At 49.3% G+C, this 23891-nt stretch carries 32 protein-coding genes and 2 pseudogenes; 11 read left to right on the top strand and 23 right to left on the bottom strand.

Annotation, left to right across the window (positions count from 1 at the left end; translation table 11 throughout):
* Positions 1-158: 158 nt before the first annotated feature.
* Both NUX24_RS05485 and NUX24_RS05480 read right to left on the bottom strand, forming a co-directional pair.
* Positions 159-329, bottom strand: a pseudogene (locus NUX24_RS05485) (nucleotide pyrophosphohydrolase); the annotation flags it as partial.
* Positions 295-1158: an HNH endonuclease gene (locus tag NUX24_RS05480; RefSeq protein WP_211137603.1), complete on the bottom strand. Its 864-nt coding sequence runs from the start codon at positions 1156-1158 to the stop codon at positions 295-297. The gene NUX24_RS05480 and the pseudogene NUX24_RS05485, both read right to left, overlap by 35 nt.
* A gap of 648 nt (positions 1159-1806) precedes the next feature.
* Here NUX24_RS05480 and NUX24_RS05475 point away from each other — a divergent pair.
* On the top strand, positions 1807-2076 hold the full coding sequence (locus NUX24_RS05475) for a hypothetical protein (RefSeq protein ID WP_211137604.1): 270 nt from the start codon (positions 1807-1809) through the stop codon (positions 2074-2076).
* 165 nt (positions 2077-2241) lie between these two features.
* Here the strand turns inward: NUX24_RS05475 and NUX24_RS05470 are convergent, their stop codons facing one another.
* Positions 2242-2442, bottom strand: coding sequence for a hypothetical protein (locus tag NUX24_RS05470; protein WP_211137605.1), 201 nt, complete (start codon positions 2440-2442; stop codon positions 2242-2244).
* 101 nt (positions 2443-2543) lie between these two features.
* On the opposite strand from NUX24_RS05470, the gene NUX24_RS05465 reads away from it, so the two are divergent.
* Positions 2544-2906, top strand: a complete 363-nt coding sequence (locus NUX24_RS05465) for a hypothetical protein (protein WP_213751274.1) — start codon at positions 2544-2546, stop codon at positions 2904-2906.
* Between the two features lie 349 nt (positions 2907-3255).
* Here the strand turns inward: NUX24_RS05465 and NUX24_RS05460 are convergent, their stop codons facing one another.
* The 4 genes from NUX24_RS05460 to NUX24_RS05445 all read right to left on the bottom strand — a co-directional run bounded on the left by NUX24_RS05460 (position 3256) and on the right by NUX24_RS05445 (position 4926).
* Complete coding sequence (locus tag NUX24_RS05460) at positions 3256-3699, bottom strand: hypothetical protein (RefSeq protein WP_211137607.1); 444 nt, start codon at positions 3697-3699, stop codon at positions 3256-3258.
* Positions 3700-3771: 72 nt separating this feature from the next.
* Complete coding sequence (locus NUX24_RS05455) at positions 3772-4233, bottom strand: lysis protein (protein ID WP_211137608.1); 462 nt, start codon at positions 4231-4233, stop codon at positions 3772-3774.
* On the bottom strand, positions 4230-4724 hold the full coding sequence (locus tag NUX24_RS05450; protein ID WP_257830168.1) for a lysozyme: 495 nt from the start codon (positions 4722-4724) through the stop codon (positions 4230-4232). The genes NUX24_RS05455 and NUX24_RS05450 overlap by 4 nt, the downstream gene beginning before the upstream one ends.
* On the bottom strand, positions 4702-4926 hold the full coding sequence (locus tag NUX24_RS05445) for a class II holin family protein (protein WP_014884012.1): 225 nt from the start codon (positions 4924-4926) through the stop codon (positions 4702-4704). The genes NUX24_RS05450 and NUX24_RS05445 overlap by 23 nt, the downstream gene beginning before the upstream one ends.
* A 241-nt stretch (positions 4927-5167) precedes the next feature.
* Between NUX24_RS05445 and NUX24_RS05440 the strand changes: the two genes are divergently transcribed.
* Complete coding sequence (locus NUX24_RS05440) at positions 5168-5452, top strand: hypothetical protein (RefSeq protein ID WP_257830167.1); 285 nt, start codon at positions 5168-5170, stop codon at positions 5450-5452.
* Positions 5453-5494: 42 nt separating this feature from the next.
* On the opposite strand, the gene NUX24_RS05435 is transcribed toward NUX24_RS05440, so the two are convergent.
* From NUX24_RS05435 to NUX24_RS05380, 11 genes are all read right to left on the bottom strand, one after another.
* Complete coding sequence (locus tag NUX24_RS05435) at positions 5495-5686, bottom strand: hypothetical protein (protein ID WP_257830166.1); 192 nt, start codon at positions 5684-5686, stop codon at positions 5495-5497.
* A 193-nt stretch (positions 5687-5879) separates the two neighbouring features.
* Positions 5880-6713: an antitermination protein gene (locus tag NUX24_RS05430; protein ID WP_257830165.1), complete on the bottom strand. Its 834-nt coding sequence runs from the start codon at positions 6711-6713 to the stop codon at positions 5880-5882.
* Positions 6713-6850, bottom strand: coding sequence for a YlcG family protein (locus NUX24_RS05425; protein ID WP_000801961.1), 138 nt, complete (start codon positions 6848-6850; stop codon positions 6713-6715). The genes NUX24_RS05430 and NUX24_RS05425 overlap by 1 nt, the downstream gene beginning before the upstream one ends.
* Positions 6847-7203 carry a RusA family crossover junction endodeoxyribonuclease gene (locus NUX24_RS05420; protein WP_047363575.1) on the bottom strand — a complete coding sequence of 119 codons (357 nt, stop codon included), beginning with the start codon at positions 7201-7203 and terminating at the stop codon, positions 6847-6849. The genes NUX24_RS05425 and NUX24_RS05420 overlap by 4 nt, the downstream gene beginning before the upstream one ends.
* Positions 7200-7481, bottom strand: a complete 282-nt coding sequence (locus tag NUX24_RS05415) for a DUF1364 family protein (protein WP_032642058.1) — start codon at positions 7479-7481, stop codon at positions 7200-7202. Before NUX24_RS05415 ends, NUX24_RS05420 begins: the two co-directional genes overlap by 4 nt.
* A gap of 2 nt (positions 7482-7483) precedes the next feature.
* Positions 7484-7684: a hypothetical protein gene (locus NUX24_RS05410; RefSeq protein ID WP_071957454.1), complete on the bottom strand. Its 201-nt coding sequence runs from the start codon at positions 7682-7684 to the stop codon at positions 7484-7486.
* 5 nt (positions 7685-7689) lie between these two features.
* Positions 7690-8292 (bottom strand): DUF1367 family protein, encoded by a 603-nt coding sequence (locus NUX24_RS05405; RefSeq protein WP_257830164.1) that lies wholly within the window; start codon positions 8290-8292, stop codon positions 7690-7692.
* 389 nt (positions 8293-8681) lie between these two features.
* Positions 8682-8906: a DinI family protein gene (locus tag NUX24_RS05395; protein ID WP_059294633.1), complete on the bottom strand. Its 225-nt coding sequence runs from the start codon at positions 8904-8906 to the stop codon at positions 8682-8684.
* A 358-nt stretch (positions 8907-9264) separates the two neighbouring features.
* Positions 9265-10125, bottom strand: coding sequence for an SMP-30/gluconolactonase/LRE family protein (locus NUX24_RS05390; RefSeq protein WP_072255650.1), 861 nt, complete (start codon positions 10123-10125; stop codon positions 9265-9267).
* A gap of 101 nt (positions 10126-10226) precedes the next feature.
* Positions 10227-10700 (bottom strand): DMT family transporter, encoded by a 474-nt coding sequence (locus NUX24_RS05385; RefSeq protein WP_149323846.1) that lies wholly within the window; start codon positions 10698-10700, stop codon positions 10227-10229.
* A gap of 14 nt (positions 10701-10714) precedes the next feature.
* Complete coding sequence (locus NUX24_RS05380) at positions 10715-12112, bottom strand: amidohydrolase family protein (protein WP_149323847.1); 1398 nt, start codon at positions 12110-12112, stop codon at positions 10715-10717.
* Positions 12113-12242: 130 nt separating this feature from the next.
* On the opposite strand from NUX24_RS05380, the gene NUX24_RS05375 reads away from it, so the two are divergent.
* Complete coding sequence (locus NUX24_RS05375; protein ID WP_059294509.1) at positions 12243-13160, top strand: LysR family transcriptional regulator; 918 nt, start codon at positions 12243-12245, stop codon at positions 13158-13160.
* Positions 13161-13856: 696 nt separating this feature from the next.
* Here the strand turns inward: NUX24_RS05375 and NUX24_RS05370 are convergent.
* The 5 genes from NUX24_RS05370 to NUX24_RS05350 form a co-directional block, all read right to left on the bottom strand.
* On the bottom strand, positions 13857-14306 hold the full coding sequence (locus tag NUX24_RS05370) for a carboxymuconolactone decarboxylase family protein (protein ID WP_014832179.1): 450 nt from the start codon (positions 14304-14306) through the stop codon (positions 13857-13859).
* Between the two features lie 276 nt (positions 14307-14582).
* Positions 14583-15269 carry a replication protein P gene (locus NUX24_RS05365; RefSeq protein ID WP_045343100.1) on the bottom strand — a complete coding sequence of 229 codons (687 nt, stop codon included), beginning with the start codon at positions 15267-15269 and terminating at the stop codon, positions 14583-14585.
* The gene (locus tag NUX24_RS05360) at positions 15266-16183 is read right to left on the bottom strand and encodes a replication protein (protein WP_045343098.1); all 918 of its coding nucleotides are present in this window, start codon (positions 16181-16183) and stop codon (positions 15266-15268) included. Before NUX24_RS05360 ends, NUX24_RS05365 begins: the two co-directional genes overlap by 4 nt.
* A gap of 84 nt (positions 16184-16267) precedes the next feature.
* Entirely contained in the window at positions 16268-16819 is a 552-nt protein-coding gene (locus NUX24_RS05355) for a toxin YdaT family protein (protein WP_149323850.1), read from the bottom strand.
* Positions 16820-16821: 2 nt separating this feature from the next.
* Positions 16822-17049, bottom strand: coding sequence for a helix-turn-helix domain-containing protein (locus tag NUX24_RS05350; RefSeq protein WP_257830163.1), 228 nt, complete (start codon positions 17047-17049; stop codon positions 16822-16824).
* A gap of 72 nt (positions 17050-17121) precedes the next feature.
* Here NUX24_RS05350 and NUX24_RS05345 point away from each other — a divergent pair, with 72 nt between their 5' ends.
* From NUX24_RS05345 to NUX24_RS05315, 7 genes and pseudogenes are all read left to right on the top strand, one after another.
* A complete protein-coding gene (locus NUX24_RS05345) occupies positions 17122-17535 on the top strand; it encodes a helix-turn-helix domain-containing protein (protein WP_073397240.1) in 414 nt (137 codons plus the stop codon).
* A gap of 122 nt (positions 17536-17657) precedes the next feature.
* Complete coding sequence (locus NUX24_RS05340; protein ID WP_257830162.1) at positions 17658-18599, top strand: hypothetical protein; 942 nt, start codon at positions 17658-17660, stop codon at positions 18597-18599.
* A 321-nt stretch (positions 18600-18920) separates the two neighbouring features.
* Positions 18921-19076: pseudogene (locus NUX24_RS05335) on the top strand (hypothetical protein); the annotation flags it as partial.
* Positions 19069-19233: a YdaE family protein gene (locus NUX24_RS05330; RefSeq protein WP_065102426.1), complete on the top strand. Its 165-nt coding sequence runs from the start codon at positions 19069-19071 to the stop codon at positions 19231-19233. The pseudogene NUX24_RS05335 and the gene NUX24_RS05330, both read left to right, overlap by 8 nt.
* 140 nt (positions 19234-19373) lie before the next feature.
* Positions 19374-22511, top strand: coding sequence for a RecE family exodeoxyribonuclease (locus NUX24_RS05325; RefSeq protein ID WP_257830161.1), 3138 nt, complete (start codon positions 19374-19376; stop codon positions 22509-22511).
* A gap of 9 nt (positions 22512-22520) precedes the next feature.
* Entirely contained in the window at positions 22521-23606 is a 1086-nt protein-coding gene (locus NUX24_RS05320) for a RecT family recombinase (protein ID WP_257830160.1), read from the top strand.
* A gap of 38 nt (positions 23607-23644) precedes the next feature.
* The gene (locus NUX24_RS05315) at positions 23645-23887 is read left to right on the top strand and encodes a DUF4060 family protein (RefSeq protein ID WP_020882485.1); all 243 of its coding nucleotides are present in this window, start codon (positions 23645-23647) and stop codon (positions 23885-23887) included.
* The last annotated feature ends 4 nt before the right edge of the window (positions 23888-23891 follow it).

Here is a 23891-nt window from a genome sequence, read left to right as displayed (position 1 = left end):
CGCGATCAATAACCTGTTTGACTGCTTCAATTTTAAACTCTTCGGGATAACGTTTACCGCTCATGGGCACCTCTCTTTAAGTCATCTTAAATGACTCCGAAGTGTCTGTTAAACCCGTGGCGATTCACCTCTTCAGCTCTTAACTGCTGCTTTTGAGTTAAAGATCGACTCTCTTCCTCAGTTAGCCACTGAAAAATTTCAACTAACTCTCCGGCCTCTACAGACATAGCCATCGATAAGTTTTTGGGAGAATGAAACTTGTCCCAGTCTCGTTCAGAAGCAAATTCTGCGAGATTATGTTGAAGCTTGGTCAGCTCGTTGCTCTTCATAAATTTTCTTGAGTCCATCAATCGTTAACCATGGCCGGCGGCGATGAAGCATCCTGTGACAGTTTGCACAAACTATAGCCAGGTCTTCAAGCTTTGTTTCTTGGTTGTCGTCACGCAAACTCAAGGGACTCTTGTGGTGGCACTCGGCAAATCCTTGGCCTAGTTCGCCATAGGTATTTTTGAAGTCAACTGAACATATTTCACATGCCAGCTTTCCAGTCTTTTCGAACACCGACTGTTTCTTTTTCTTTACTAAAGAAGGATCTCGTTCTCGGGAAAGATGAAGCCGGAGGATAGGCCGCCCCTCACTACCGGTTACTGGCAGTTCTTCTTCCGTATCTTCAACCTTGACCAAAGAAAGGTCCGAGATGGTTTCTATGCTCGATGCTTGTGTGACTGAACCCTGCCTACATGCTGAATATCGTACAGCCTCAACAAAATCAGGATTAAAAAATTCGGTTCCAAAAAAAACATCCGTGCCGTACGTGGTTACATTATCGAAGTCAAAGCGGTGTGGATAATCATCATCTGGCCACACCTTTTGTTGAGAGGTGTAATAGGATTTACTAACTTTAGCCAGGGTGATGCTTTGGACCGCACCTCGAAATTTTTCAAGGTCATTTTTGCTGACACGCGAAAAACCCTTGGGCGGTGGTCCTTCTGCCTTTAACCAAGAAATGGAGTAAACGAATGCAACCAGATCGCCTTCGGATACCTTTTCGATTGTTTCTTTCTTTGTTTCCTTAACACCCCAGACCTTCTGATCTAGCCCAATTCTAAAGTTCTTCTTCGAATGTGGTTTATCAGAGACGTATATGACCCAGATCATACCTTAGACCTATGCAATAATGTTCATAGGGGCATTGTAACGCTCAGAAGACTAAGATAAAAATGATTAGATACAAATATATGGGTGTAAGCCATGTCAACATTTACTTTCAACAGCGAACTTCAACAAGAAAGCGAGTCTGCCTACCGGCATTGGCTGAACGATAATCCTAATGGGTTCGTAGTCAACACGCTCAAACACTCGAAAGGGCTCGGCACTCGCACTGATGCTCGGTTTACGCGAATACACAGGGTGACCTGTAAAAGCATTAATCCTCATAAGCGTAAAGAGGATACAACAGGATTTACTACTGGGCGGTATCAGAAAATCTGCGCACTAAGTCTTGAGGAAGCTTGCAATGAAGCCATGCGCACTTCAGGATTAAAAATAATCAAATTTTGTCCATGCGTATGACTTACCTCATGTTTTTTTCATTCTTCTCACTAACTCATTGCATTAAGCTTTGTAATTATTAATCCTTAACAAGGTGCTAGGTTCGGCAGTTGTCGGAGGCCATAAAGTTGCTGTCTTTGCGCTGTGCCCCGCCCGAATTGCCGCTTACGTGGCGATTAAATCGATGAGGTACTCGCGACAGAACATTCTTGTTTGTCGGTAAGTGACATATTTTATCCAAAAAAGGAGATATCAATGAAAGTGATTGCAAATATGTTGGTAGTAGTGCATGGAAATGGAGTTCATACTATTTTGCATAAGGAGATTGATACTCCCCTGATTCCAGTGACTGGCATGGAGTATGAAGACTCAACTTTCAACAATCCTGTCAAAATCATCTCGGTAACATGTAATTTTGATGAGCATTATTACTACGTTACACTACCTGCTATTGAATGCCACAGCGAAGATGCAGCCAAGGATTATGTAGATATGACGCTGCTCCATGGTTGGGAAAAACCATAATTTTTTCATGATTGAAACTGCCCAACATTGCGCTTGCAGCAACTATCATAATTCTTAATAACTGTTTTACTTCAGCAGGCGCTTTCATTAGCGCCTATTAAAGATCACACTAAACCCATATTTCCCTATGGTCCCGCACATAACTAAACAACTTCATTCAACCCATTATTTCTCGGCTGGCACACCGGTAGTGGTAGACGGTAACTGCACGCGCTTCACATCGGCTGGAGCAAAATACAGCCACTCGCCCGTCTCTGTCGCCAGCGGAACAAAGCCATTAACAAGCTCAGTCTGACTCCTGGTCATCTTTCCGGTGTAGGTTTCGCCTGTTTGGGTAGTGAGGGTGATTTGGTAGATGTCGGACATTGAGAGCTTCTTTCTCCGCAGGTGGGGATATCGCCATTACGATGAGACAGCACATGGTGATGGCAATAATATGTTATCCTTGGCAAAACCAAGGAGGTGGTATGTTTTCCTTTCTCAACACATTCAAACGGCTCATAAGCAAGCAGCAGACGGCGCTGACCGTCGAGCAAGAGTATTCAGATGTACAGCTTCTTCAGTGGGCTACTGGGTGCATGTTAGAAGGTTTGCCAGACCAGTTTTACGAGGCAAGGATTTCCTGTTTCCGTAATATTGACAATGAAGGACGCACCGCAATCGCTTCAATACATGACGTCAAGTTGACTATCGAAAGCGAATACACTTCTTTCTCTCCACCCGATAATCTTTACGCCACACACTGCATAGAGAAAATTCTTGCTGGAAAAAACTGGAGCCAAGCCACCATAACTTTCACCCCACAAACTACACGATTCATGTGGGAATAAAAAAACGCCCTGAGGCGGTTAAACTTTGTTGAATGCTACGCACTGTATCCAGAGGTTTTCTCTCAAACCCTATTTTTCAGCCATTAAGGACTCGAATATTTCAGATGAGGATAGTCCGCCATCGCAACTGTAGACTTCACCATACGAATACGCCGGTAAGTGATCCCATGTGGTTGCATCGTAAGCATTCCATGAAAAAAACCATTGCTCTTTCTCTTTCATAACCCCTCCATATCAGGAGGAGTTATTGTGCATTATCACAGGCACTCAGTGAATGCCTGCTGTAATGCCAAGTAGTTGAAATCATGGGCTACTAGCTTCAAGCCAAAGGAGCCCCTTGATATTTGATTCACCCCTTCAGCTTCTTTGCTTTCACTTCTGATGCCCACCTCTTTAGTTCACCAGGTTCAGCATGATGCTCAATCACGAGCATATCAATACCCTCCCCGAGGGTTTTAGTTAAGGTTTCAATCTCTACTAGTTGAGGAATAATGACCAAAAATACTTTTTCCGGGAAAGTTCTATGTGATTTAACACTCCCAATCCAGCTAGCCGAAAACTCGATGCCTTCAAGTTTTATTATTTTAGCTTTGCTATCACACAATCTATCCGCAAGGTCATTGCCCAAAGCTTCACTGAGAAATTGACTGTTAGCTGTTTGCATGGATGGGAAAAGCACCCTAACGTTACTATTAGCTAGTTTTGCTAATTTTAATGCATGGTCAAACCCCAATCTGTGGTTATCAATTGCAGCCGAATAATCATTAACACCCTGAACCAAATAAAATCCCATATGCCCTCCATAGATTTTACAAAATGATGGGGGCATCGAATGGCTGTTTCAAGGGTATTTTTTATTATCCACCTACTTCAAGCACTGCTGCTTAATGTAATCCTGCAACCCAGCAATCATTTTCCTGCTGGTTTCGATTCGCTCTCTGAGGGTGAAATAATCCCGTTCAGCGGACTGAGTAAGTCTGGCGGTGGAAGCATCATCCATGCCGGGGGAGACGGTCGCTCCATTCTCGGTACATCTAGCGTTGAGCTGCAACCGCTTACGGCCAGCAATGACATCGCTATGCAGACGCTCAATGGTTTCTTTCGCATCAGCCAGTTCTCCGGTGTATTTTGCATCGAGCGCAGCAACATCGCGCTGGCGGGTCTGCATATCTTTAATGAGGGCGTTCGCCATACTTAGCTGTTTAGTGGCCCTATCGCGCTGGTTTTTATAAGCGATGGCATTGCCGCGGTAGTGGCTAACCGCCCATGTCATGGAAACCAGCAGACAGATAACGGCAGCGCAGATGATGGCTGTTATTCGACTCATTTCTGGCCCCACTCGCAAACTTTACGCTCAATCTCACGCCGAGTGATCAGCCCCTTCCACTGCTTTCCACCGGCATACGTCCAGCGCTGCAGTTCTTTGCATGTACCCGGAACGTCGCCGGAATTTAATTTTTTCAGCAGCGTCGATCTGCTAAACGCTCCAGCTCCTACGTTGTAGGTGAAAGAGTAAAGTGCGGCACGAGTGGTTTCGGGAATATGGACTTTAATCAGCGGGTCGATAGCTGCAGCTACCTTGCGCAAGTCGGATTGAAGCAAAGCATCACATTCTTTATCGGTGTATCTGTGACCACGGCGAATGTCAGCGCTGGTATGCCCATCGCACACAGTCCAGACACCAACGACGTCTTGATAAGCGTAATAGCGTCTTCCTTCAAGTCCATCCGCATTGCCCAGCATCACAGCTGCAATAGTGATTGCGCTGGCTCCGCCAACAACGGCGCCCACCAGCTTATTTCGGAGTGTCGGGTTCATCTCGGCTCCTGCTGCGGCGGTTGTCTTCGCGGATTTTGAAATAGAGATTCGTCAGATACGTCAGTACAGCGATGATGATGCCCACCAGCACGCCGATAGCGTTCCACTGTTCGGGACTGTAGGCATTCAGCATGCCGTTTAGGATGCTACCGGCTGAAGCGCCGTAAGCAGCACCGGTGGTTAGTTTGTCCATGCGATACATACTCTCACCTCGCGTAGTTAGCGGGTGCTGTGTGTTTGAAAAGGGTCAGTCAGTCGGGACGATTTAACAAGAAGGCTTGTCGATGATGGTTCCCGGAGCCTGAAATCAAAAAGCCAGCGACAGGCTGGCAATCTGAGGGTAAGGCAATGAGCAGGGTATTATTTAGAAGCAAGAGACCTTTAAGCTAGCTAAACAGATGGCATTTGTGTAAAAAGATGGCATCAATCAGCAGGTGTTCATCGTGAAATACATTCGGCTAGTTTTAAAGCTCATAACAGCATCACTATATGTGTTTCTGGTTGTTTTTGGCTCTGGATTTGTAGGTTCGAGTACGGCCAATGCAATCAATCTTGAAACGCTTAACCTAAATTATTCATTAATCGCAAAGGACTCGGCGGTATACGCAACCTGCGCAACCGGTGCGACCTTAGTTGTTCCGCCTGCCCTATATTTAATCCAGCATTATGTCTGGCCAGTGTTGAAGTTTATCGGCTTGAAGATTCGCTACTTCTTCCATGGATACTAAAAGCCTCGCACAGTAACGAGGCTTCACTTAATTTTTATCCTGTTACAGCTTTGGCTCTTCAATACGTTCGCTTAGCACTTCGACCTCTCCATTGTTGGCGAGATCATCTCCACGAGTCACATACCATGCGCCGTAAATAGTTTCATCCGACTCTAAATCGTCGATTTTTTCGTGCACGTAGTAAGCGATCTGCCTGCTACCATTGTACTGAATCCAGTAATAGCCTTCTCTCATTATTCCTCCCCTCTCCGATATAGAAAGTATAAGAGGCAATGAATAGTGATGGTTTTAGAAATTCTTAAATCGCTATTAAGCAAAAAGCCCCACGGGGTTAACCGCAGGGCTTTAATCGAAGGCAATAACCCATCGTTAGAGCAAAATTACCACAGATTCGGGAAAAGTAAATAGCTCACGATAAATTCACACCCTATTTTGTTATCCTCTTGAGCTGTGCTTCTGCCCACGCCTCTTCGATATCAAACTTCGTAATTAGCTGATCGTAAAATGGCTTAACAGACTTCTTCCAGGTATCGAGGCTGATTGCATCCGTTATCTGGCACATCGCGGCGTAAGCCTCAGTTGATGGAATTCGTTCATACCCGCGCCCGCTGCAGCGCTTACAATCGGTCAGAACCGGAACGCCCTGCCGTTCTGTAAGAGCCTGATTAACGGCTTTCCCGCGTCCATGGCAATCTTTACAGGCGCAACTAACAACCTTCTTACCCTTACACTGAGGGCATAGAACGCGCGCTACCTCCCTGACCTGCCTCCGAACCTGATACTCAGAAGGTCGAATATCTTCGACACCCATACTCAGCGACATCTTCCCGAATTTCTTCTCTTTTGCCGGAGTGTGGGACTTCATGCTGAAAACCTCAGCGTCAATAAACCCTGCCCCTTTGCAGCCATCGCACTGTTTCACGCTGGCGGCGCTGCGAGAATAATCCTCAAAAGCGAAGGCGGCCAGTTGGCGCATTACCAGTGGCTTAACCGCATCGTCCAGCTTGCGCAGTGCAGCAACCCGGTCGCACTTGGTCAGTGCGTACTGGGCCAGCAATTCGATCGCCCTTGCCCGATCGTTGTAACTGATGCCCATCTTGCCGAGGAAGGCACTGTATCCCATGGCGGCGCGTTCCTGCGTCATGCCCATAGCGGCCATGATATCCGTTCCGCTTAATGAGTCTGACGCCGTAGCGCGCGGAGAGTCGCTAATAAGCGTCGACTTGGCGAAGTGGTATTTCACGGTGTTTTCGAGGTTCATTAGGCTGCTCCTGCTGAATGATAGATACGAACAAAATTACGAAGAATGCGGTAATCCACCAGCACCGATCCCCGGTAGCGGTAAATGCGAAGGCGCTGCCAGCGCGCCCGGAGTATCTCAAGCGTTTCTGGCTTCATCTGGCCTCCTCGATAATGATCTGCCCTGTTTCTCCCCAGATTTTGGTAACCCGTCCGTCCCAGACATGGCTATCCTCGTCAAACACTGCATCCAGCAAAGCTTTTTCCAGGTTGTCTTTGTCCGGCTTTTGTTGATGAGGCTGGCCGACATATTGCGCCCGCTTTGTCTTGCTCCAGCTCTTTGGCATGGGGATGACAAACGTGACGTGATATCCGGACTCTGGCAGGCGGATGCCCAACAGCCTGACCTGTTCTTTGTATGCCCAGTACGCTGCTGTTGCTGGCCGTTTATGCCATCGGTCACGCTGAGTCATTCGGGGCTTGCCAATCGGCGTAATTTCGTAAATTTTCATGCGGGCACCACCAGCCCGCGGCGGGCAACTTCAATCACTGTCAGAACAATCGCACGGTCCATAAGATGCCGGCGCTCTTCCCTGTTCAGCTTATTCCCGTTATCAATGCTGTCATGACAGCAAACGCAGAGCGCAGCTGTCGCACAGTCATCAGTTTTTAATCCCATGCCTTTTCCTTCGTTCCGGTGTGCCACCTGCGTTCCCCATGCTCCACAAAGAACACAACGCTCAATCTGCCCGACGGCGGCGAGCCATTTTTTGCTGCGATAAATAGCCATGCTCACCCCCACATCCGGTTTCGCCAGCGGCTATCAGGGCGCGCTGGTGTATTTGAGGTTGGAAGGAATGCACTGACAGTCCAGGTCACGTAATCCGGGTTAAGGCTACGCTCAACTCGTACCCCGCGCGCTTTGTAACGCTTAACCAGTTCGTCGGCCTGTTCGGTGCTGCAGTCGGTATGATGGAACCAAGAATATTTCATACCCGTCACCCCACGAAGCCAAGCAGCTGCGCGGCGACATTTTCTGCCTCATCACAACTGCGGAATGAACGGGACAGGACCCACCGCCAGAGGACATCGAGCGCAGCTTTATAGAGCTGCTGAAACTCGAGTTCGTCCATGTTGGCGAATGAGATGCTACGAGGATGCTTTTTGAGTGTTCCGTCTGGGAGCTGAATGGCATCAAAGTGCCCTGCCTCGACGATCACCCAAGAGCGGTAAGCATCGAAGGATTTGCACAGGCTAATGCCATTCGTGACGCGCCGGGAAGCAACCTGCTCAAGATACTGCTCAGCAGCATCGATCAGCGCGCCCTCATTCCCGCCGTAAGATGCCAGGAACTTGGCGTAGCCGCAGATCAGCTTCCGCTCGTTACTCGAGATAGCCCCGCCGGTTGGTTCCCAGTATTCAAAACCGAGATTGAGAAGCGCGAAAAAGCGCCGGTGAAATGCCGGGTTTCGTACCCGCCTGAACTCGGCAACAAGAACATCGCCGAGCCGAGTTTTGGATTGCAGGATATCGCTGGTCTCGGGCGTAGCCGGGATCAGTATTCCTGAATGGTGTTTGATAAGTTGTAATTCTAGCGCCATAGTTCTCTCCGTGGCGCATCAGGTAAAGGTTGTTCAGGCCTATGAAAGAATAATATCAGACGGTGGTGTAATTCGGTACCCAAGCCGTTTTGCAAATTGCATAAACCCGTTAAGAGTGAATATTTCTTCCTCTTCGAGTAACGGTCGTAATGAAACTATTCCATTTACTCGATAAACCAGATATCTCCCTTCCGCCGGGAAGCTATAGATAACTGCTTTATCGGCCCTTCTGACCACGTCGTACCATTGATCATCTGCATTAAAGGCATCTGCACTACACACTATTTTCCCCCAGAGCGACTTATTGACGCGGTAAACAGTAATCGGGAACAGCCAGGGGAACGCGAACAGCGATACTCTTTGAAACTGCTCCAGTGAAATTCACGCGATTAATAAAACCACTCGTCCGCGCTTTCCCAGGTCTCCCGCACGATATGTTCGACCTCTTTCTTGTCGCCCCCGAAAACAGTCAAACCATCACTACTGGCACGCCTAATCGTAAGCTGGCATTCATCGAACTGTTTACTGAGTCTCTTGAGCAGTTCTGACTCGAGCGCAGGTATAGCTCCATCAGGAAGTTTCTTCATGCGATCAATAGTTAACTCAATTTTCATTTTTCCCTCCGCAATGAATTACTGTATGTATATACAGTATATTTATAAACATATCTCACGGATTTTGCAACGGTTTAAAAGCACGCATGTAGATAACTGGAATTAAGTACCGTCTAAACAAACTACAGGCTACTTCTGGAAAGGAGACTTAAAAATTGTGGACTGAAGGTCTGAGGGCGTAAGAAAGAATGAAGTTTAATTTGCAGTAAGACTCGCAAGCGTCGTGTCATAACATGAAAGTTACTAAATCTACTTAAGCCAATATCTGAATAAAATGGGATGTCCGCTTTATGCCAGAAGCGGACGCTAACGACAGTACTTGTGATTAAGGCACGTTTACGGATGAAGGGCAAGACTGTTACATTTCATATGTTGAAAACCGACTCTCAGGTAAACCGGAAAATACTGCTGAGTTAGCCTTTAACAACGCGCCATCATGTTTTGATGGTTCAGGAAGGCCCACGCTTGCGCTAGTGCAATAAAGCGTTGTGAATTCTTCACCTGCCAGGGTGGGACAGGTGCTCTGGATTCCGGGGGAAGGCAGTATAGCATCAGTCGTTCCATCGGGCTTGTAACGGACAAGACGATTTCCTCCCCATTCGGCATTCCATAAATAGCCCATTGCATCCACACATGACCCATCAGGCGCCCCTTTACCCTCTGTTTCTGTAAACACTCGCTGGTTGTTTAGAGAGGGGTAGTCGCAACAGAATATACGGCCCTGCATAGAGTCGCTGTAATACATTGTGCCGCCGTCAGGGCTGAAACAAATACTGTTGGGGATAGCCACCCTTGGTAGGGAAAGTGTCTCGATACTCATTTTTACCGAATTGAGTCTGTGAAATTGACCGACGGCTTTAACAGGATAACTATCATCCATGGTTCCAAATATAAAATTACCAAAACGGTCGCACCGACCATCACCTATACGAGTGCCCGAATCCCCTGGAGAGTCTGCAACTTTAGTGAAACTACCTGTACTGAGTTCATAGAAGCCAAGCCGGGATGCAAGCCCCATCAATAGCACATCATCTTTTTCGGTAAAAGCAAAGGATCCTAGTCGTTCAGGTAGAGACCATCGCATCACAATACCTGATCCCTCCTCTAAGGCGAGAAGTTCACTGCCTTCGATGTCGGTCCAATAAACTCTGCGTGTTCTTTCACACCAGAGGGGGCACTCACCTAGCGAATTCCTGACATTAGCTGCAATTGAAAACATTTTTTCTCCAGTGTGGAAACAGTACGTGTTGCGTTTAGAAAAATATATAAGGACGTCTGCAACAGGGCTGACGCCCTCAACGAGCAAGTCATTTCATTCTTTTAATTCATGAAACGTTCAGAAAGTCGATCGCCAAATAGCATAATGGCGAGACCGGCCAGCATGATCAGCATACCTCCCAGTTTTAGCAACGAGACTGGCCGCCTTACCGCGCCCAGTAGGCCAAAATGGTCGATCACTTGAGATGAGAGTAGCTGTCCGACAATCGCCAGCCCGAGCAGGGCTGAAAAACCGATTTTCGGTGCCAGTACAACATAACTAAATAATGCACAGGCACCGATCAGTCCGCCCGCCAGGCTCCATACAGGCTGAGAAGGAATGGCGGCAAGTGAGGTGAATAACCCTCCTCGCAGCAATGAGTAAATTCCGAGGCTGAACGCCCCCGCCGTAAAGGAAAACAACGCGGCGGTGACTGGATCCCCGCCGAGCCCTTTTGCAAGCTGACTGTTCAGTGTCGTCTGCAGGGTAATACCCAGACCTGCTGCAAAAGCTATTACGTAATAAATCGCGCTCATGCTGTTCGTCTCTGTCAGTTTGACTGAATAATCGGCAGGAATTTTTCCGCAAAGATGTCTGGCTCATACCCTGCCGCCGCAAAAAGGTGTTCGCGTGATTCATCAATGGCTGCGCGAAGGCGCTCGCTGTCCACACCCAGCACTTTGCCGTTCTGCTTGACGATGCGCCCGCCAATCATCACGGTATCGATGTTGCTGCGTTCAGCAGCATGCACCACCGTGCCAAACGCATTCCCGTTTGGATAGAGATTGAGGTCAGCCACGTTAATCAGGATCAGGTCGGCCTGTTTGCCTGGCGTCAGGCTACCCACTTTATCCTGTAGCCCAGCACAGGTCGCACCATCGACGGTCGCCGACTTCAGCAACTGCGCTGCCGGGAGCGTTGCTAGTGAATGCCCTGAATCACAACAGTGCTGCTTATGCATACCCATTACTCGCTGCAGATAGAACGCCACGCGCATTTCCATAAACATATCTGTGCTGTAAGACGTTTCGTTATCCACGCTCAGGCCAGGATTGATGCCATGGCGCTGTGCGGCCTCAATGGCAAACATCCCGCTTTCAATGCCATAGTGCGAATCTGAGCGCGGACAGACGTTCACCCGTACGCCGGCTTCACGCAGGATTTCCCAACCCTCATCTGGCAGTGCGGTACAGTGGTTGAATATATTGTCCGAGCCCAGCAGGCCCTGCTGATGCAGTGATTTAAGCTCTGAAGCCATTTCAGCACCAAAGAATTCAGTGATGATAGGTAGCCCGAGTCGACGGGCTTCGTACCATAATTCCGGCTCAAGCTGTGCCATGACTGCGAGAGACACCAGGCTTTCAGGGTTGTTCCGGAAATACTTATCCTGCAGTCTTTGCCAATTACCCGGCCAGTGTGCTCTGTCCCATTCTCCTGATACCGGGGCACCTGAGGCATGAATGGCACGAATGCCTGAATCAAGCAGGGCCTCCACGGCGGCGTCCGAGTGTTCAGCAGTGCGGCTGTTGTGCGAATTATCAATGATGGTGGTGATACCTGCATCAATGGCACCGAGAGCAGTCAGCAGGTTACCGACATAAATGTCAGACGGGCGATAGTATTTCGCAAACGAAAAATGCGTGGCGTTGCTGTAGTCGTCCAGACAAGTGGCATTCGGGTTGATGCGGCGCAACTGTCCTTCCCAAGAGTGGCGATGAGAATCCACCATGCCCGGCATAGCAATCATGTTCGTGGCATCAATGATATGTGCATCCTGTACGTCAAGATTCTTTCCCACCGCGGTTATGTTTGAGCCCGTGATAAGAATATCACCGCGTTCAATGTTACCGATGCTTTCATCCATGCTCAGCACCGTTGCACCACGAATCAAGGTGGCTGGCGGTGTTATAGTGTGTTTTTTAACAATATTTCTGATGTAATCGGTCATTATCGTTGCCTCATTCCTGAATGATGGGGAAACGATACGTCATGGCATTTAACCCAAAAAGATGCTTAAACTGTTTTCATAATTCATAATTCACGAACAATAAAATTCACACTTTGCGCGGAGTAGGACAATGGATCGGATACAGGCGATGCAGGTTTTTTTACGTGTAGCTGAAGCCGGAAGCTTTGTACGCGCAGCAGAAACACTGTCGCTACCTTCATCCACCGTCACCAGCACGATTAAAAATCTTGAGAAGTATCTGCAGGTGCGTCTGCTTAATCGGACGACAAGACGAGTGAGCCTCACCCCTGAAGGCCTGCAGTACCTTGCCCAGTGCCGTGAGATCTTGTCGTTAATTGAACACACGGAATCCAGCCTGACCAATTCTATCAGGCGACCTCAGGGTCGATTACGGGTGGATATGCCAGGTGGGATCGCTCAGTTCATCGTGATGCCAAATCTTAAAGACTTCTACCGGCTCTATCCGGATATCTATCTGATGATTGGCGTAAGCGACCGGCAAGTTGACCTTGTACAAGAAGGCGTGGATTGTGTTATCAGAACCGGCGAATTAACCGACTCCACGTTGGTTGCCCGTCCGCTTGGAAGGTTTCGCTGGATAACATGCGCCTCTCCAGAGTACCTCAGTAAATACGGGATTCCCGGAACACCTGATGAGTTGATAAAGCATCGGGCGATCCATTACTTTTCCGCTTCGGGAAGACGAAAGAATGAACTGCGTTTTAGGCGCGGTACTGAGATGCTTTCCGTCCCAGTTAAAGGTGATGCGGCCGTTAACGAAACGGGGCTTTATATCAAACTGTGTCTTGAAGGTTTCGGGCTTGCGCAGCTTGCTGAGAATATTGTCTCTGAACATCTGCAGAGGGGAACGCTGGTAGAGGTTCTGGTTGAATGGCAGCCGGCTTCAGTCCCGGTTACCTTGCTTTACCCGCATCAGCGCTTCCTTTCTCCCACAGTCCGAGCATTTTCTGACTGGATAGCCAAGATTTTCACAGATGGCGCTGGAGATATAAATTCCTCGTTGTAATGAATCAGCATAAGCGGGAGGAAACTTTGTGAAACATCCACGTATAACTGATTAAAGAGAGGAAAAATTCTCCTTCTGTCATATGTACGAATTCAGCCCCGGGTACAGATTCAGGGAACTCGTTTCACCGGACAGCCATTCCGGTGCAGGCTCCTGTAAATCCCTAATCTACATAGTTAAGCCTGCATCCCCTTTCCCCTTACGATGTTAATTCTGTCAACACATTCCCTTAATGCTTTAACTTGCTCCGTAGAGAGCTCAGATTCATCAATTGTGGCCAGAAGTGCGTTGAGGGAGCGCTCAATATCGTTTTTAGTCAATCGTAAACAGATAACCTTAACCCAACGTGGCGAGAACTTGCTGAGGCCGATTGCTCTTGTGACACGTAGTTTCATGAGATGCCTCTTAACCGCCAGTGGTGGCGATTTGAAACTCGTTTATAACACACGTGGAGAAGACTTATGTGACTATTTCGCCTTAGAAATTTCTAAGGGTCGTTTAGCCAGGGTAATCAGGCTTTCAGTAAACGCCTAAATTGGTTTTCCAGCATGTCACACAAGCGCCTCGTCATAACCCGATGCGGCTTATCAAGTGAAGGTAGTTTTTACGGTCATGCACAGGCTGGGATGTCATTTGTGTGCCAGAAGCAGACTTTAATATAGCTCCAGAGTCCCTTATGGGAGCTATTTACATCTGTCAAGCTTTAGCAAGCGGCTTCATTCGAAAACTAATACCCATACGATTAATGGCATTCATGGTGGCAATAACAATGGTAAGTTCAACCAAATCTTTTTCACCGAATACAGAAAGCGCTGCGGAATATGCTTCATCGGAAGCATGTGTTTCACTAACACGGGTAACTTCTTCCGCCCATGAGAGGGCAGCTTGCTCTATATCCGAGAATAAATAGGTAGCTTCTCGCCAGACAGGCACCAATACAATCTTTTCGACGGACATGCCACTCTTGATAAGATCGCGAGTATGTATATCTATGCAGTGTGCACAACCATTGATCTGGGAAACTCTTAAAAAAATTAAATGGATCAGCTCGGCAGGTAAACCTGTACCAGTAGTGGCGTAATGATGGAGCGCTGCTATAGCCTTGCCACCTTTATCGGAAACTTGAAACCAGTTTGGACGCTTCATCGTTATTTCCACCTTTTTGAGTTGTTTAAAATAAAAAGATGCCTCACAGAATCGCTACGACTGAATGACAGAATTTAAATTAGTACGTCTGCTCAGACGTTGTAATCTTAACCATTGATGTCATAGATAAAAGAGACAAAAAATGAGTAAAACGGTAGGACAATTATGGGATACCTCATGCAGTAAAACTGGATAACAATTTTTAAAAGCAATCCCTGAGTGTTGATAAAATCCACGGTAGAGTCCGCTTCTCGCTCATAACAGACCATTTCCTCACTATGCCCTGCCATCTGCTTTCATCCGCTGATATTTAGCTTTCAAAAGCTCCGCCGGTGTCGGCCCTTTCGGATCAACTGGCGCAGCCAACGCCCGACGAATAGGCGGAATCGGCTTTCCGGCCAGCACCCGCTTTTCCCACATACCCAGTATTTCTCCAGCTTCACGCTCAAGCTCTTTGTTGCTCAGTTGGCCATCAGTTCCGCGGCGACGCAGCTCAAGGCAGATGTGGTAATAAACCGGCTTCGGCCACGGATATTGCTCGCTGCTCGGGTACCGAAACACCAGCTTGCGCCACTTCCAGTATTCGGCCATCACATCAGCGACGGTGATCCCCAGCACGCAGCGCCCTTCCCTGCACCACTTGATGAACTGGCCTGGCGAAGGCAGGTATGGGCGTTCCTGACGGCGCACCATGCGCATGCCGGCTTCAACCTGCTCCAGAGTGGTGATACCGTTTTCTTTGAAGGCCAGCACCCACTGACGGCGGATCTCGTTCACGTCTTCCTGGCTGCGATTAACCAAGCTTGCCGGGAACGCGGCTGCCAGCTGTACGAACAGCCTGTTGATAATCTGAGCCACCTGCTGCGTTTGTTCGCGTTCGGTGTACTGCTCAGGCATGTTGTGCGCCACGCGGCGAGCCTGTTCCCTGTCAAAATTGCGAATGCTCTCGGCAAGATTTTTCATTCCAGCACCCCGTCAATCCAGTCGGTGTTATGCAGGTCAACGCCGCCCCGCGATGACTTTGCCGCCCCGGTTGCGCGCAGCCGTTTGGTTGTGAGTTGATCCCACTGCTTGCGCAAACTCGAAGGGCTCAGGATATTGTCTTTCCAGAATTCATCCCTGTTGGCCCACTGGAACAGGTCGCAGATTTCGTAGTGAGTACGATTGTCCTGAACACGCATCAGCCTGATGGTGTTTGCCCATTCAGCCCAGTTTGGTTCGGATAGCGAAGCGTTGACGGTGAGAAGCCTTTCGTAAATCCAGCGAGCGGCCTTGAGGTCGTCAGCGGATCCCCATGATTTACCTGCAGGGGTGTATATCCCGGCGGCAGCTTCAGGATGGCGAGAGAGAAACTTTTGAGTTTTCTGGTTTCGGGATTCGTCAGAATTCCGAGACGAGGATATTTTAATATTGTTTTTGTTATAGTCTTGGGTGTCTACCGTTTCCGGGAAGGTTTTTCCCGTTTTCGGTAACACTTTTCCCGATTTCGGGAAGACTTTTCCCGTTTTCGGTTTGTCTAAAACCCAGGCGGAAAGGTCAGTATTTATACCGACAGTTTTCATCACTCCCTGCTTTTGACTGAAGATAATTTTGCGTTCTGCGAGCGATTTGAGCGCATCAGAAACATGCGAATCACTCAGCCCTGTAAGCTCAGCGATCACCGTGTTCGTAACGCGGTCCTGTTTCTTGTTCCAGCCGTAGGTAAGCCAGATCACCGCCTCAAAACACTGCCACTCCCGGCCTGACATTCTCAGACGAGGCTTGAGCTGTTGGATTTCGTTAGCGACCTTGGTATACCCGTTCGACAGGTCGGCCATACGACCTCCCGGTTGTTCGGTTCTGTGGGGGAAATTGATAATTTCAGCTGTGTTTGACATACTTAGCTCCGCAATTACACTCCGTTTTTGCACCTGAAAGTCGGTTCTGTTAGCGCAGACCGGCTTTCGCCTTTTCTGAAGTCTTCACATTGCCCCCAGCATGGTTGTGACCATCGCCAGCAGCGGCGCAGTAAGGTCCGGATCGACACGGAACATCTCAAAAATCCCCTCTCCTAACTCCTTCAGCTTTTCCTTCTTCGGTGCATCGAGCATCAGAGCTTGCTTCGCCTCACTTACCTCTTTTTCTAATCTGGCCATCCGGTAGGCAAAGGAGTCGTTTTTAACGACGCGGTCGCGGTACCGAAGCGGTAATACAGACATGATCGCGGGCACCAACTGTTCGACGTTCTTTCGGTAAGATGCGGAGTCTTCTTTGTTGTCCAGCCAGCGGAACAGCTTCACGTTCCAGACATCGGCCTGGCCTGAGAAGTCCACGCCATTAAGCTGAAGTTCTTCTGCAGCGTCTTGGATTTGAAGCGCAACAGATACGCGCCCTTCTACCGCTGCCCACGCCCGGACTGCAGAACAAATATCGCGGTGATCAATATCCTGCTCTGCCGATTCGCTTTGATGACACGGGAATATCATTGGATTAGAGGAAGCTCTGCTACTCTGTTGAAATGAAACAGCTTGCATTGTTAAGACTCCTGTTTAGGTAAACCATCAGTTGGGTTTGGATAGAGGTCGGGGCGCAGCTCGTGGGGAGTTACGCCTGTCATTTTGAAAATCGGGAAGATATAACTTGGTGGGACGATCCCTTGGTCACGATTCTTCCAATGACTTACAGACATACTCGTCACACCAAGCGCGATGCTGAGCTTTCTGGCTGAGCCAGCGGCTTTAATTGCTTTATCGAGTGCGGACATGTGCTTCTCCTGCTTATTGATAGCAGAAGTAAACCACAGATTTATACATCATGCAAACTATGGATTTATTGTGTGTATAAACCAAATATTTACAATGAACCTATGAGAAAAGAAGAACCCAACCTCGTTCTGGTAGAGCGCCTTACTGAGATCACTGATCGCGGCGTTACAAAAGCAGACATGGCACGAATAGCTGGAGTCACCCCTCAGGCCGTAAACGGCTGGTTCAAAAAAGGTGTGATTAGTAAGAAATCGGCACTGGCCATAGCCGACGCTGTAGGCATTTCTGTCGCATGGCTACTTGGTGAGGACGTTGGAGAAAAAGACGGACTTAAGCCAGACGAACAGCGCTTGCTGGAGCTCTACCGCCAGTTACCCGAAGAAGAGCAGCAGAACATGCTCCGCATATTCGCGATTCGCCTGAAAGAACTGGATGACCTGTATGAGAAGTACATGAAGGGGCGGATCCGGTCGCAGGAGGATTGATAACCGGCAAACGTACAATTGACTCTTACAATCGAGAAGCGGTAGGGATTTCCATCCGGCATCAAGCATTGTGTCGGGGTAAAAAGTAAATTTACTGTATATGCGATCAGGTGAGTGCCATAATGGATGCAGGCAGCAATTCGGAAACTAATGATATGAAGTTCAGGATAGTATACGACGGACCAGCATTGGAGACGCACGAAATGAACGTGCGTGACCTTGCCCCTGCACTCCTATCCCTGTCAGATGCATTAGAGGAAGCCGGAAAAACCGTTTATGGTAACAAGACCGTTGTTTCAGTAAAGGTTAATGCATCATTCAGAGCTGGCTCATTTGGAATAGATCTGATTGCCTCATCGACATCTTGGTTCAAACAGGCAGTTGATTTCTTTTCGGGCGATTCCGTAACAGCCGCCGCTAATCTTATTGCTTTAATTGGTTTTTGCCCTGGTCCCAGAGAAAAAATTTGCAAGGGTCTGATCCAATTAGTTAAATGGATCGGACCAAGAGAAATTAAAAAGTTACACAATCTGCCTGATAGCAACATTGAAGTCTTTGTTGATGACGAAAGTGAAATTTTCGATAGCAAAGTAATCGAACTGTTTAGAAACATTAAACTTCGTTCTTCATTGCAAGAAGTTATATGCAAGCCGCTAGAGCAGGAAGGTATCGACAGTTTTGCTTCCACTGTCGATGATGGACTGACGTTCATGACGATCGATAAACAAGAGGCGCATTATTTCAAAGTTGAGCTTCCTGCTGAATCAATAATCTCGGAGTCCACGGTAGAGAAAGCCCTTCAGATTAAGAACATTTCTTTTAATGAAGGCAGCCGATGGAGATTTTCGGATGGAGCCAGTAGCTTTTTGGCTGAGATTAAAGACCAGAAGTTTATCAGTGATATTGATAACAACACCCTAAACTTTTCTAAAGGCGATATGTTGCTTGTTGACCTAAAGGTAACCCAATACATGATTGGTGATACTATAAAAACCTCATTCGAAATTGAGCATGTAAAAAAACAGCTGAATCCACAGAGACAAATAGACCTCCCATTCGAATAAATGCATCCGGCCACTGCGCCGGTTTTTTTCTACCCTCCCCCTTCAACTCTTCCGCCAAACTAACGCCCAGAACGCTCCATCCCGACCTTTCCGTCGGGATTTTTTTGCCTGCGATTCGGCAGACACGTCACGAAAACCAGCAATATAAACCTCAGATTTACAATTGCCATTAACCTTTAGTTGACACACGCATAAACCAGTGATTTAATCTAACTAACCAAGACGCACCACGAACCACCAAGGCAGGACGCCCACGAAGTAGCCGCCGACGGCATACGAATAGTCGGATGAGGTGGAGAGATTAACGCGCATCAGGTGTAAACGTTCCGCTGGCCGGCGATAAGGCAAACGAGGGTGAGAATGATTGATTTCGCACGCAAACCAGGACGGCAGCAGGCAGTAAAGCTGAACTTCATCGAGGTGATTCTTCGCCGCTTGTGCTACTTGCTGGCGCAAAAGGGGAATCCAGATGTGTGACTCAACAAAATGCGGGTACTGCGGCAAGCCGGTTGAACCGGAGGAAGTAGTCAAAAGTACCCTTCTCTATCGCAACGGCTCACAGCTGGCGCGCAAAGAAAAGGAATACTGCTCTGAACGTTGTGCTTCGTACGACCAGATGGCGCACGAGGCATAACGTAAAAGCCGCGCAAGGCGGCCCGTACGTCCGGTGCTCCCGACCAAAGTTACACCGGAAAACTACTTAAAAAACCAAAGTTCACCAAATGGGCGCTATCTCTGGCCCGGGGATCTTACATCCAAAAAAGAGGATCTCACATGGAATTTTTCTATGTAGTTAAGGCTACGCAGAAATCTGGCAAAGAAGACGCAGTGATTTGGTTCACTGCGAAATCAGAAGCCCGTGCAAACCTGCAGCTCGATGTTGAGCTGGAAGATGCTGGTATTGAAACCGGACGCGGTAAGGATTACGCCAAACCAGTTCGCACCGATTTCCCTGTTTACAACGATCTGCCTGAAGAAAGCACCGTGGATTACACCTGGTGCAAACGCTACGAACTCCAGGACGATGGACGCACCTGGCTACCAAAGGCTGGCGCTGAGTCTACTGAAGCCGTTGACAACATTGCCGCACCGGAACCGACCGTTAAAGTCGAAACTATCGTCGAGAGTGTCCCGCTTGAAAACCGCACTCCAGCGGTTCGTTTTGCCGTCCACCTGACCAGCGACAAATACCAGTCATACATCACTAAAGAGCAGCAGCTGGCTGCCAGCGAAATGTCACTGGATGAACGCAACACCTATCTCCAGAACCTGCTGCTGGCGAAGAGCGACATCCCTGAAGTTGCCGAACTCAGCCTGAACGCTGAGTGGAAACTGGTTCAGGCGATTAAGCAGGTATTCGCGCCAGATGAAGCGCACGAAACTGAAATTATCGCTGCATTCATGGCTGACTGGGCGAGAGCAGATGCCGGCGACCGCAATCAGTTAGTTGAAGAGTGGAGAAGCGGAAAGCTTTCTCTTCTCGAATCAGAAAGCACTAACGACATCGATGTTACAACCGGTCAGGATCCAGAACCTGAAAACGGTCTTCAGATTGACGAGAATGATGACGAAACCACTCGTTATCCAGTCGTGCGTATGCCGTTCCGGAAGCAGCTACTCGCCCAGTTCACCGCCAATGAACTGCGCCACCACTTAACCCGCGAAGAGTACGAAGCTATCAGCGCGCTGGAGATGGACACTGACAACAGCTATGTCCAGAACCTGCTGCTGGCGGCAGAAAACTGCGAAGAGGTGAAGGGTTACGATACCAAAGACCTTTGGCGCTATACCGACGCCATTCGCAAGGTGTTCAGCCAGGAGAAGCGCCACGAACTCGCTTTGGTTCTCCGTTTCACCAGAATCTGGGCGGCGACTAATTATATTGACCGCGGCATTCTCGTTCGCGAGTGGGCAGCGGGTAATCGCATCAGTAATGTTCAGCGCACCGATTCTGGTACTAATGCCGACGGTGGCTATGTAACGGATCGCGGCGAAGGTGCGCACCACACTCTGGACACTCTCGATCTTGAAATTGCCTGTGCCCTACTGCCTATGGACTTCCACCACTTCGAAATTCCTTCGAGCGTATTACGACGTGCCAAAGAAATCGTGGCTAAGAAAGAAGAACCATGGAAATCATGGAGCGCCATCTTGCGTAATCAGCCGGGCGTACTAGCGGTGAACCGTGCGGCAATCTTCAATCTGATCCGCATCGCACCAGAAAACATTCATCACACGCCAGCGGCTCATCTTGAGTTTGTGAATAAAACCATGACGGCTGAGTTTAACTCTGCTGTGGAGGTACTGCCGTTGCCTACTCCTGCAGTTGAGACTGAAGCCCCTGTTGAACAACCGCAGGTTGAAAATCTCGGCAGTGGAGTGTTCTCCATCGATGGCCTGATGGGTGGAAATACCGCCCCGGTCATCGATATCCCCTCAAATGAAGTCGAAAAAACGGAAAACACAGCGGAGACCACCAACGATGTGCAGATGGAAACGGCTAAGCCAGAGAAAAACGAAGATCTTGGTTCGGTACCACCGTGCGAGAGCACTGATGCAGTTAGTTCGCAGACAGATTCCGTAGCGTTGGAAGAGCAGCAGTCAGAGCCAGTAATCGAATACCCGGCTTACTTCGAGCCTGGCCGCTACGAAGGTCTGCCGAATGAGGTTTATCACGCAGCAAACGGTATTAGCTCAACCCAGGTAAAAGATGCCCGCGTCAGCCTGATGTACTTCAACGCGCGCCATGTGGCTAAAACTATCCCGCGCACAGCATCCAAAGTGCTGGACATGGGAAACCTGGTGCACGCCCTTGCATTGCAGCCGGAAAACCTCGAAGTAGAGTTCAGCGTAGAACCGGAGATCCCTGAAGGTGCGTTTACGACCACCGCAACTCTGCGTGAGTTCATCGACACGTACAACGCCAGCCTGCCGGCACTACTAAGCGCTGACGAGATTAAAGCGTTGCTTGAAGAACATAACGCATCCCTTCCTGCTCCAGTGCCGCTTGGCGCGAGCCTGGAAGAAACGGCTCAAAGCTATATGGCTCTCCCAGCTGAGTACCAGCGTATTGAAGAAGGCCAGAAGCAGACAGCAACAGCAATGAAGGCATGCATTAAAGAGTACAACGCCACCCTGCCCGTGCCGGTTAAAACCAGCGGCAGCCGTGATGCGCTACTCGAGCAATTAGCGATCATCAATCCAGACCTGATGGCGCAAGAAGCGCAGAAACCGTTGCCGCTGAAAGTCTCCGGCAGCAAAGCAGACATGATCCAGGCAGTTAAGTCGGTTAAGCCCGATGCCATCTTTGCCGACGAACTGCTGGATGCCTGGCGCGACAACACTGGCGAAAAGATTCTGGTTACCCGCCAGCAGCTGGCCACAGCGCGGGCAATTCAGTCCGCACTACTGGCGCACCCGACCGCTGGCATGCTGCTGACACATCCAAGCCGCGCCGTTGAAGTGAGCTATTTCGGTTTCGATGACGAAACCGGATTAGAAGTGCGTGTACGCCCTGACCTGGAGATTGAACTGGACGGCGTGCGCATCGGTGCGGACCTGAAAACCATCAGCATGTGGAATGTGAAGCAGGAAAGCCTGCGGGCCAGGCTGCACCGGGAAATCATTGACCGGGACTACCACCTCAGCGCGGCAATGTATTGCGAGACCGCGGCGCTGGACCAATTCTTCTGGATTTTCGTCAACAAAGACGAGAACTACCACTGGATCGCCATCATCGAGGCGTCAACCGAACTGCTGGAACTGGGCATGCTCGAGTACCGCAAAACAATGCGCGCCATCGCAACCGGATTCGACACGGGCGAATGGCCAGCGCCGATCACTACCGATTACACCGATGAACTGAACGACTTCGACCTGCGCCGCCTCGAAGTGCTGCGCGCTCAGGCTTAAGGGGGATTTATGCATAACACAAACGTTACCGTTGCTGACCAGAACACAGTTATTAACTCCAATGTGGCTCTGTTCGATTCCCAGTATCTGAACGCCATCAGCACATTTGCGCAGATTATGGCCCAGGGCACCGCTACTGTTCCTAAGCACCTGCAGGGCAATCAGGCCGACTGCATGGCTGTAGCGATGCAATCGGCACAGTGGCAGATGAATCCCTTTGCCGTGGCGCAGAAGACGCACCTGATTAACGGTGTGCTCGGGTATGAAGCACAGCTCGTTAATGCCGTCATTTCACGTAGCGGCGTGCTGGCCAGCCGGTTTGAATATGAATGGTACGGGCCATGGGAAAAGGTCGTTGGAAAATTCCACATCCGTAAAGGCGACAAAGGCGAGTACCGCGTCCCGGGCTGGACCCTGGCTGACGAAGCCGGGATCGGCATTATTATCCGCGCAACCCTGAAAGGTGAAGATCAGCCAAGGGAACTCGATTTGCTGCTGGCTCAGGCCCGTACCCGAAATTCTACCCTCTGGGCTGACGACCCTCGCCAGCAACTGGCGTACCTGGCCGTCAAACGCTGGGCGAGGCTGTTCTGCCCGGATGTGATTCTGGGCGTCTACACCCCGGATGAACTCGATGATCGCCGTGAAGAACGAGAGGTAAACCCCGTACCGGCGCAGCACGTAAGCCTTGCAGACATTTCAGGTGACAACGTCACTACCACTCAAACGGCTCAGGAATCAGCTCAAAACATCGATGCACTTGCTGATGATTTTCGTGATCGCATCGAGGCGGCTCAGGATGTGGATAGCGCTAAAGCTCTGCGCGCAGATATTGAAACCGTCAAAGCAACGCTGGGTTCTGCCCTGTTCACTGAGCTGAAAAACAAGGCCGTGAAGCGTTATTACCTGGTTGATGCACGGAACAAAGTCGAAGCAGCCATCAATTCCTTGCCACCTTCAGATGAGCCCGATGCAGCTGAGCGGTTCGCAGAAGTAGAGCGCGTTCTTGCATCGTCGAAACGCCATCTGGGCGACGAACTGCATGGTCAGTTCAGCATCACCCTGGCGGATATGAAACCGGAATACGTGGACTAACGAGATCGGGAGGGGAAACCCTCCCTCAAGGAGAAGAAATGCGACTGATTAATCGAGGCAGTAAGCAATCCCCTTTGGCTCGCCAGGCATGTGAAATCGCACTCGCAGCCCACCAGCAAAGATATGGTGACTATGGGCGCAGCAAGATGAAAGAGACCTATACGGTAAGAGTGGAAGGCGTGAAGGTCTGGGTTGAAGTGGTCAACTGCAAGGCAAGCTACGTGGCCACAGCAATGACCGGCATGCGCCGACTGCGTTCCCTGCCCGGCCAGGCAAACTGAAACT

Source organism: Enterobacter sp. HG048 (assembly GCF_024702055.1).
GTDB lineage: Bacteria > Pseudomonadota > Gammaproteobacteria > Enterobacterales > Enterobacteriaceae > Enterobacter > Enterobacter dykesii.
Note: the sequence above shows the minus strand (reverse complement) of the source record. Positions and strands in the feature narration are given on the sequence as shown.

Coding starts and splice junctions, on each gene's coding strand:
- NUX24_RS05355 (WP_149323850.1), bottom strand. CDS start 16,819: ATGCAAGCTGTTTCATTTCAACAGAGTAGCAGAGCTTCCTCTAATCCA.
- NUX24_RS05330 (WP_065102426.1), top strand. CDS start 19,069: ATGTGTGACTCAACAAAATGCGGGTACTGCGGCAAGCCGGTTGAACCG.
- NUX24_RS05420 (WP_047363575.1), bottom strand. CDS start 7,203: ATGAAAATTTACGAAATTACGCCGATTGGCAAGCCCCGAATGACTCAG.
- NUX24_RS05320 (WP_257830160.1), top strand. CDS start 22,521: ATGCATAACACAAACGTTACCGTTGCTGACCAGAACACAGTTATTAAC.
- NUX24_RS05465 (WP_213751274.1), top strand. CDS start 2,544: ATGTTTTCCTTTCTCAACACATTCAAACGGCTCATAAGCAAGCAGCAG.
- NUX24_RS05350 (WP_257830163.1), bottom strand. CDS start 17,049: ATGTCCGCACTCGATAAAGCAATTAAAGCCGCTGGCTCAGCCAGAAAG.
- NUX24_RS05455 (WP_211137608.1), bottom strand. CDS start 4,233: ATGAGTCGAATAACAGCCATCATCTGCGCTGCCGTTATCTGTCTGCTG.
- NUX24_RS05390 (WP_072255650.1), bottom strand. CDS start 10,125: ATGTTTTCAATTGCAGCTAATGTCAGGAATTCGCTAGGTGAGTGCCCC.
- NUX24_RS05365 (WP_045343100.1), bottom strand. CDS start 15,269: ATGAAAAATCTTGCCGAGAGCATTCGCAATTTTGACAGGGAACAGGCT.
- NUX24_RS05325 (WP_257830161.1), top strand. CDS start 19,374: ATGGAATTTTTCTATGTAGTTAAGGCTACGCAGAAATCTGGCAAAGAA.
- NUX24_RS05380 (WP_149323847.1), bottom strand. CDS start 12,112: ATGACCGATTACATCAGAAATATTGTTAAAAAACACACTATAACACCG.
- NUX24_RS05315 (WP_020882485.1), top strand. CDS start 23,645: ATGCGACTGATTAATCGAGGCAGTAAGCAATCCCCTTTGGCTCGCCAG.
- NUX24_RS05425 (WP_000801961.1), bottom strand. CDS start 6,850: ATGAAGCCAGAAACGCTTGAGATACTCCGGGCGCGCTGGCAGCGCCTT.
- NUX24_RS05410 (WP_071957454.1), bottom strand. CDS start 7,684: ATGAAATATTCTTGGTTCCATCATACCGACTGCAGCACCGAACAGGCC.
- NUX24_RS05375 (WP_059294509.1), top strand. CDS start 12,243: ATGGATCGGATACAGGCGATGCAGGTTTTTTTACGTGTAGCTGAAGCC.
- NUX24_RS05480 (WP_211137603.1), bottom strand. CDS start 1,158: ATGATCTGGGTCATATACGTCTCTGATAAACCACATTCGAAGAAGAAC.
- NUX24_RS05405 (WP_257830164.1), bottom strand. CDS start 8,292: ATGGCGCTAGAATTACAACTTATCAAACACCATTCAGGAATACTGATC.
- NUX24_RS05470 (WP_211137605.1), bottom strand. CDS start 2,442: ATGTCCGACATCTACCAAATCACCCTCACTACCCAAACAGGCGAAACC.
- NUX24_RS05385 (WP_149323846.1), bottom strand. CDS start 10,700: ATGAGCGCGATTTATTACGTAATAGCTTTTGCAGCAGGTCTGGGTATT.
- NUX24_RS05415 (WP_032642058.1), bottom strand. CDS start 7,481: ATGGCTATTTATCGCAGCAAAAAATGGCTCGCCGCCGTCGGGCAGATT.
- NUX24_RS05340 (WP_257830162.1), top strand. CDS start 17,658: ATGGATGCAGGCAGCAATTCGGAAACTAATGATATGAAGTTCAGGATA.
- NUX24_RS05445 (WP_014884012.1), bottom strand. CDS start 4,926: ATGTATCGCATGGACAAACTAACCACCGGTGCTGCTTACGGCGCTTCA.
- NUX24_RS05360 (WP_045343098.1), bottom strand. CDS start 16,183: ATGTCAAACACAGCTGAAATTATCAATTTCCCCCACAGAACCGAACAA.
- NUX24_RS05395 (WP_059294633.1), bottom strand. CDS start 8,906: ATGAAAATTGAGTTAACTATTGATCGCATGAAGAAACTTCCTGATGGA.
- NUX24_RS05475 (WP_211137604.1), top strand. CDS start 1,807: ATGAAAGTGATTGCAAATATGTTGGTAGTAGTGCATGGAAATGGAGTT.
- NUX24_RS05430 (WP_257830165.1), bottom strand. CDS start 6,713: ATGAACCTCGAAAACACCGTGAAATACCACTTCGCCAAGTCGACGCTT.
- NUX24_RS05370 (WP_014832179.1), bottom strand. CDS start 14,306: ATGAAGCGTCCAAACTGGTTTCAAGTTTCCGATAAAGGTGGCAAGGCT.
- NUX24_RS05435 (WP_257830166.1), bottom strand. CDS start 5,686: ATGAGAGAAGGCTATTACTGGATTCAGTACAATGGTAGCAGGCAGATC.
- NUX24_RS05460 (WP_211137607.1), bottom strand. CDS start 3,699: ATGGGATTTTATTTGGTTCAGGGTGTTAATGATTATTCGGCTGCAATT.
- NUX24_RS05450 (WP_257830168.1), bottom strand. CDS start 4,724: ATGAACCCGACACTCCGAAATAAGCTGGTGGGCGCCGTTGTTGGCGGA.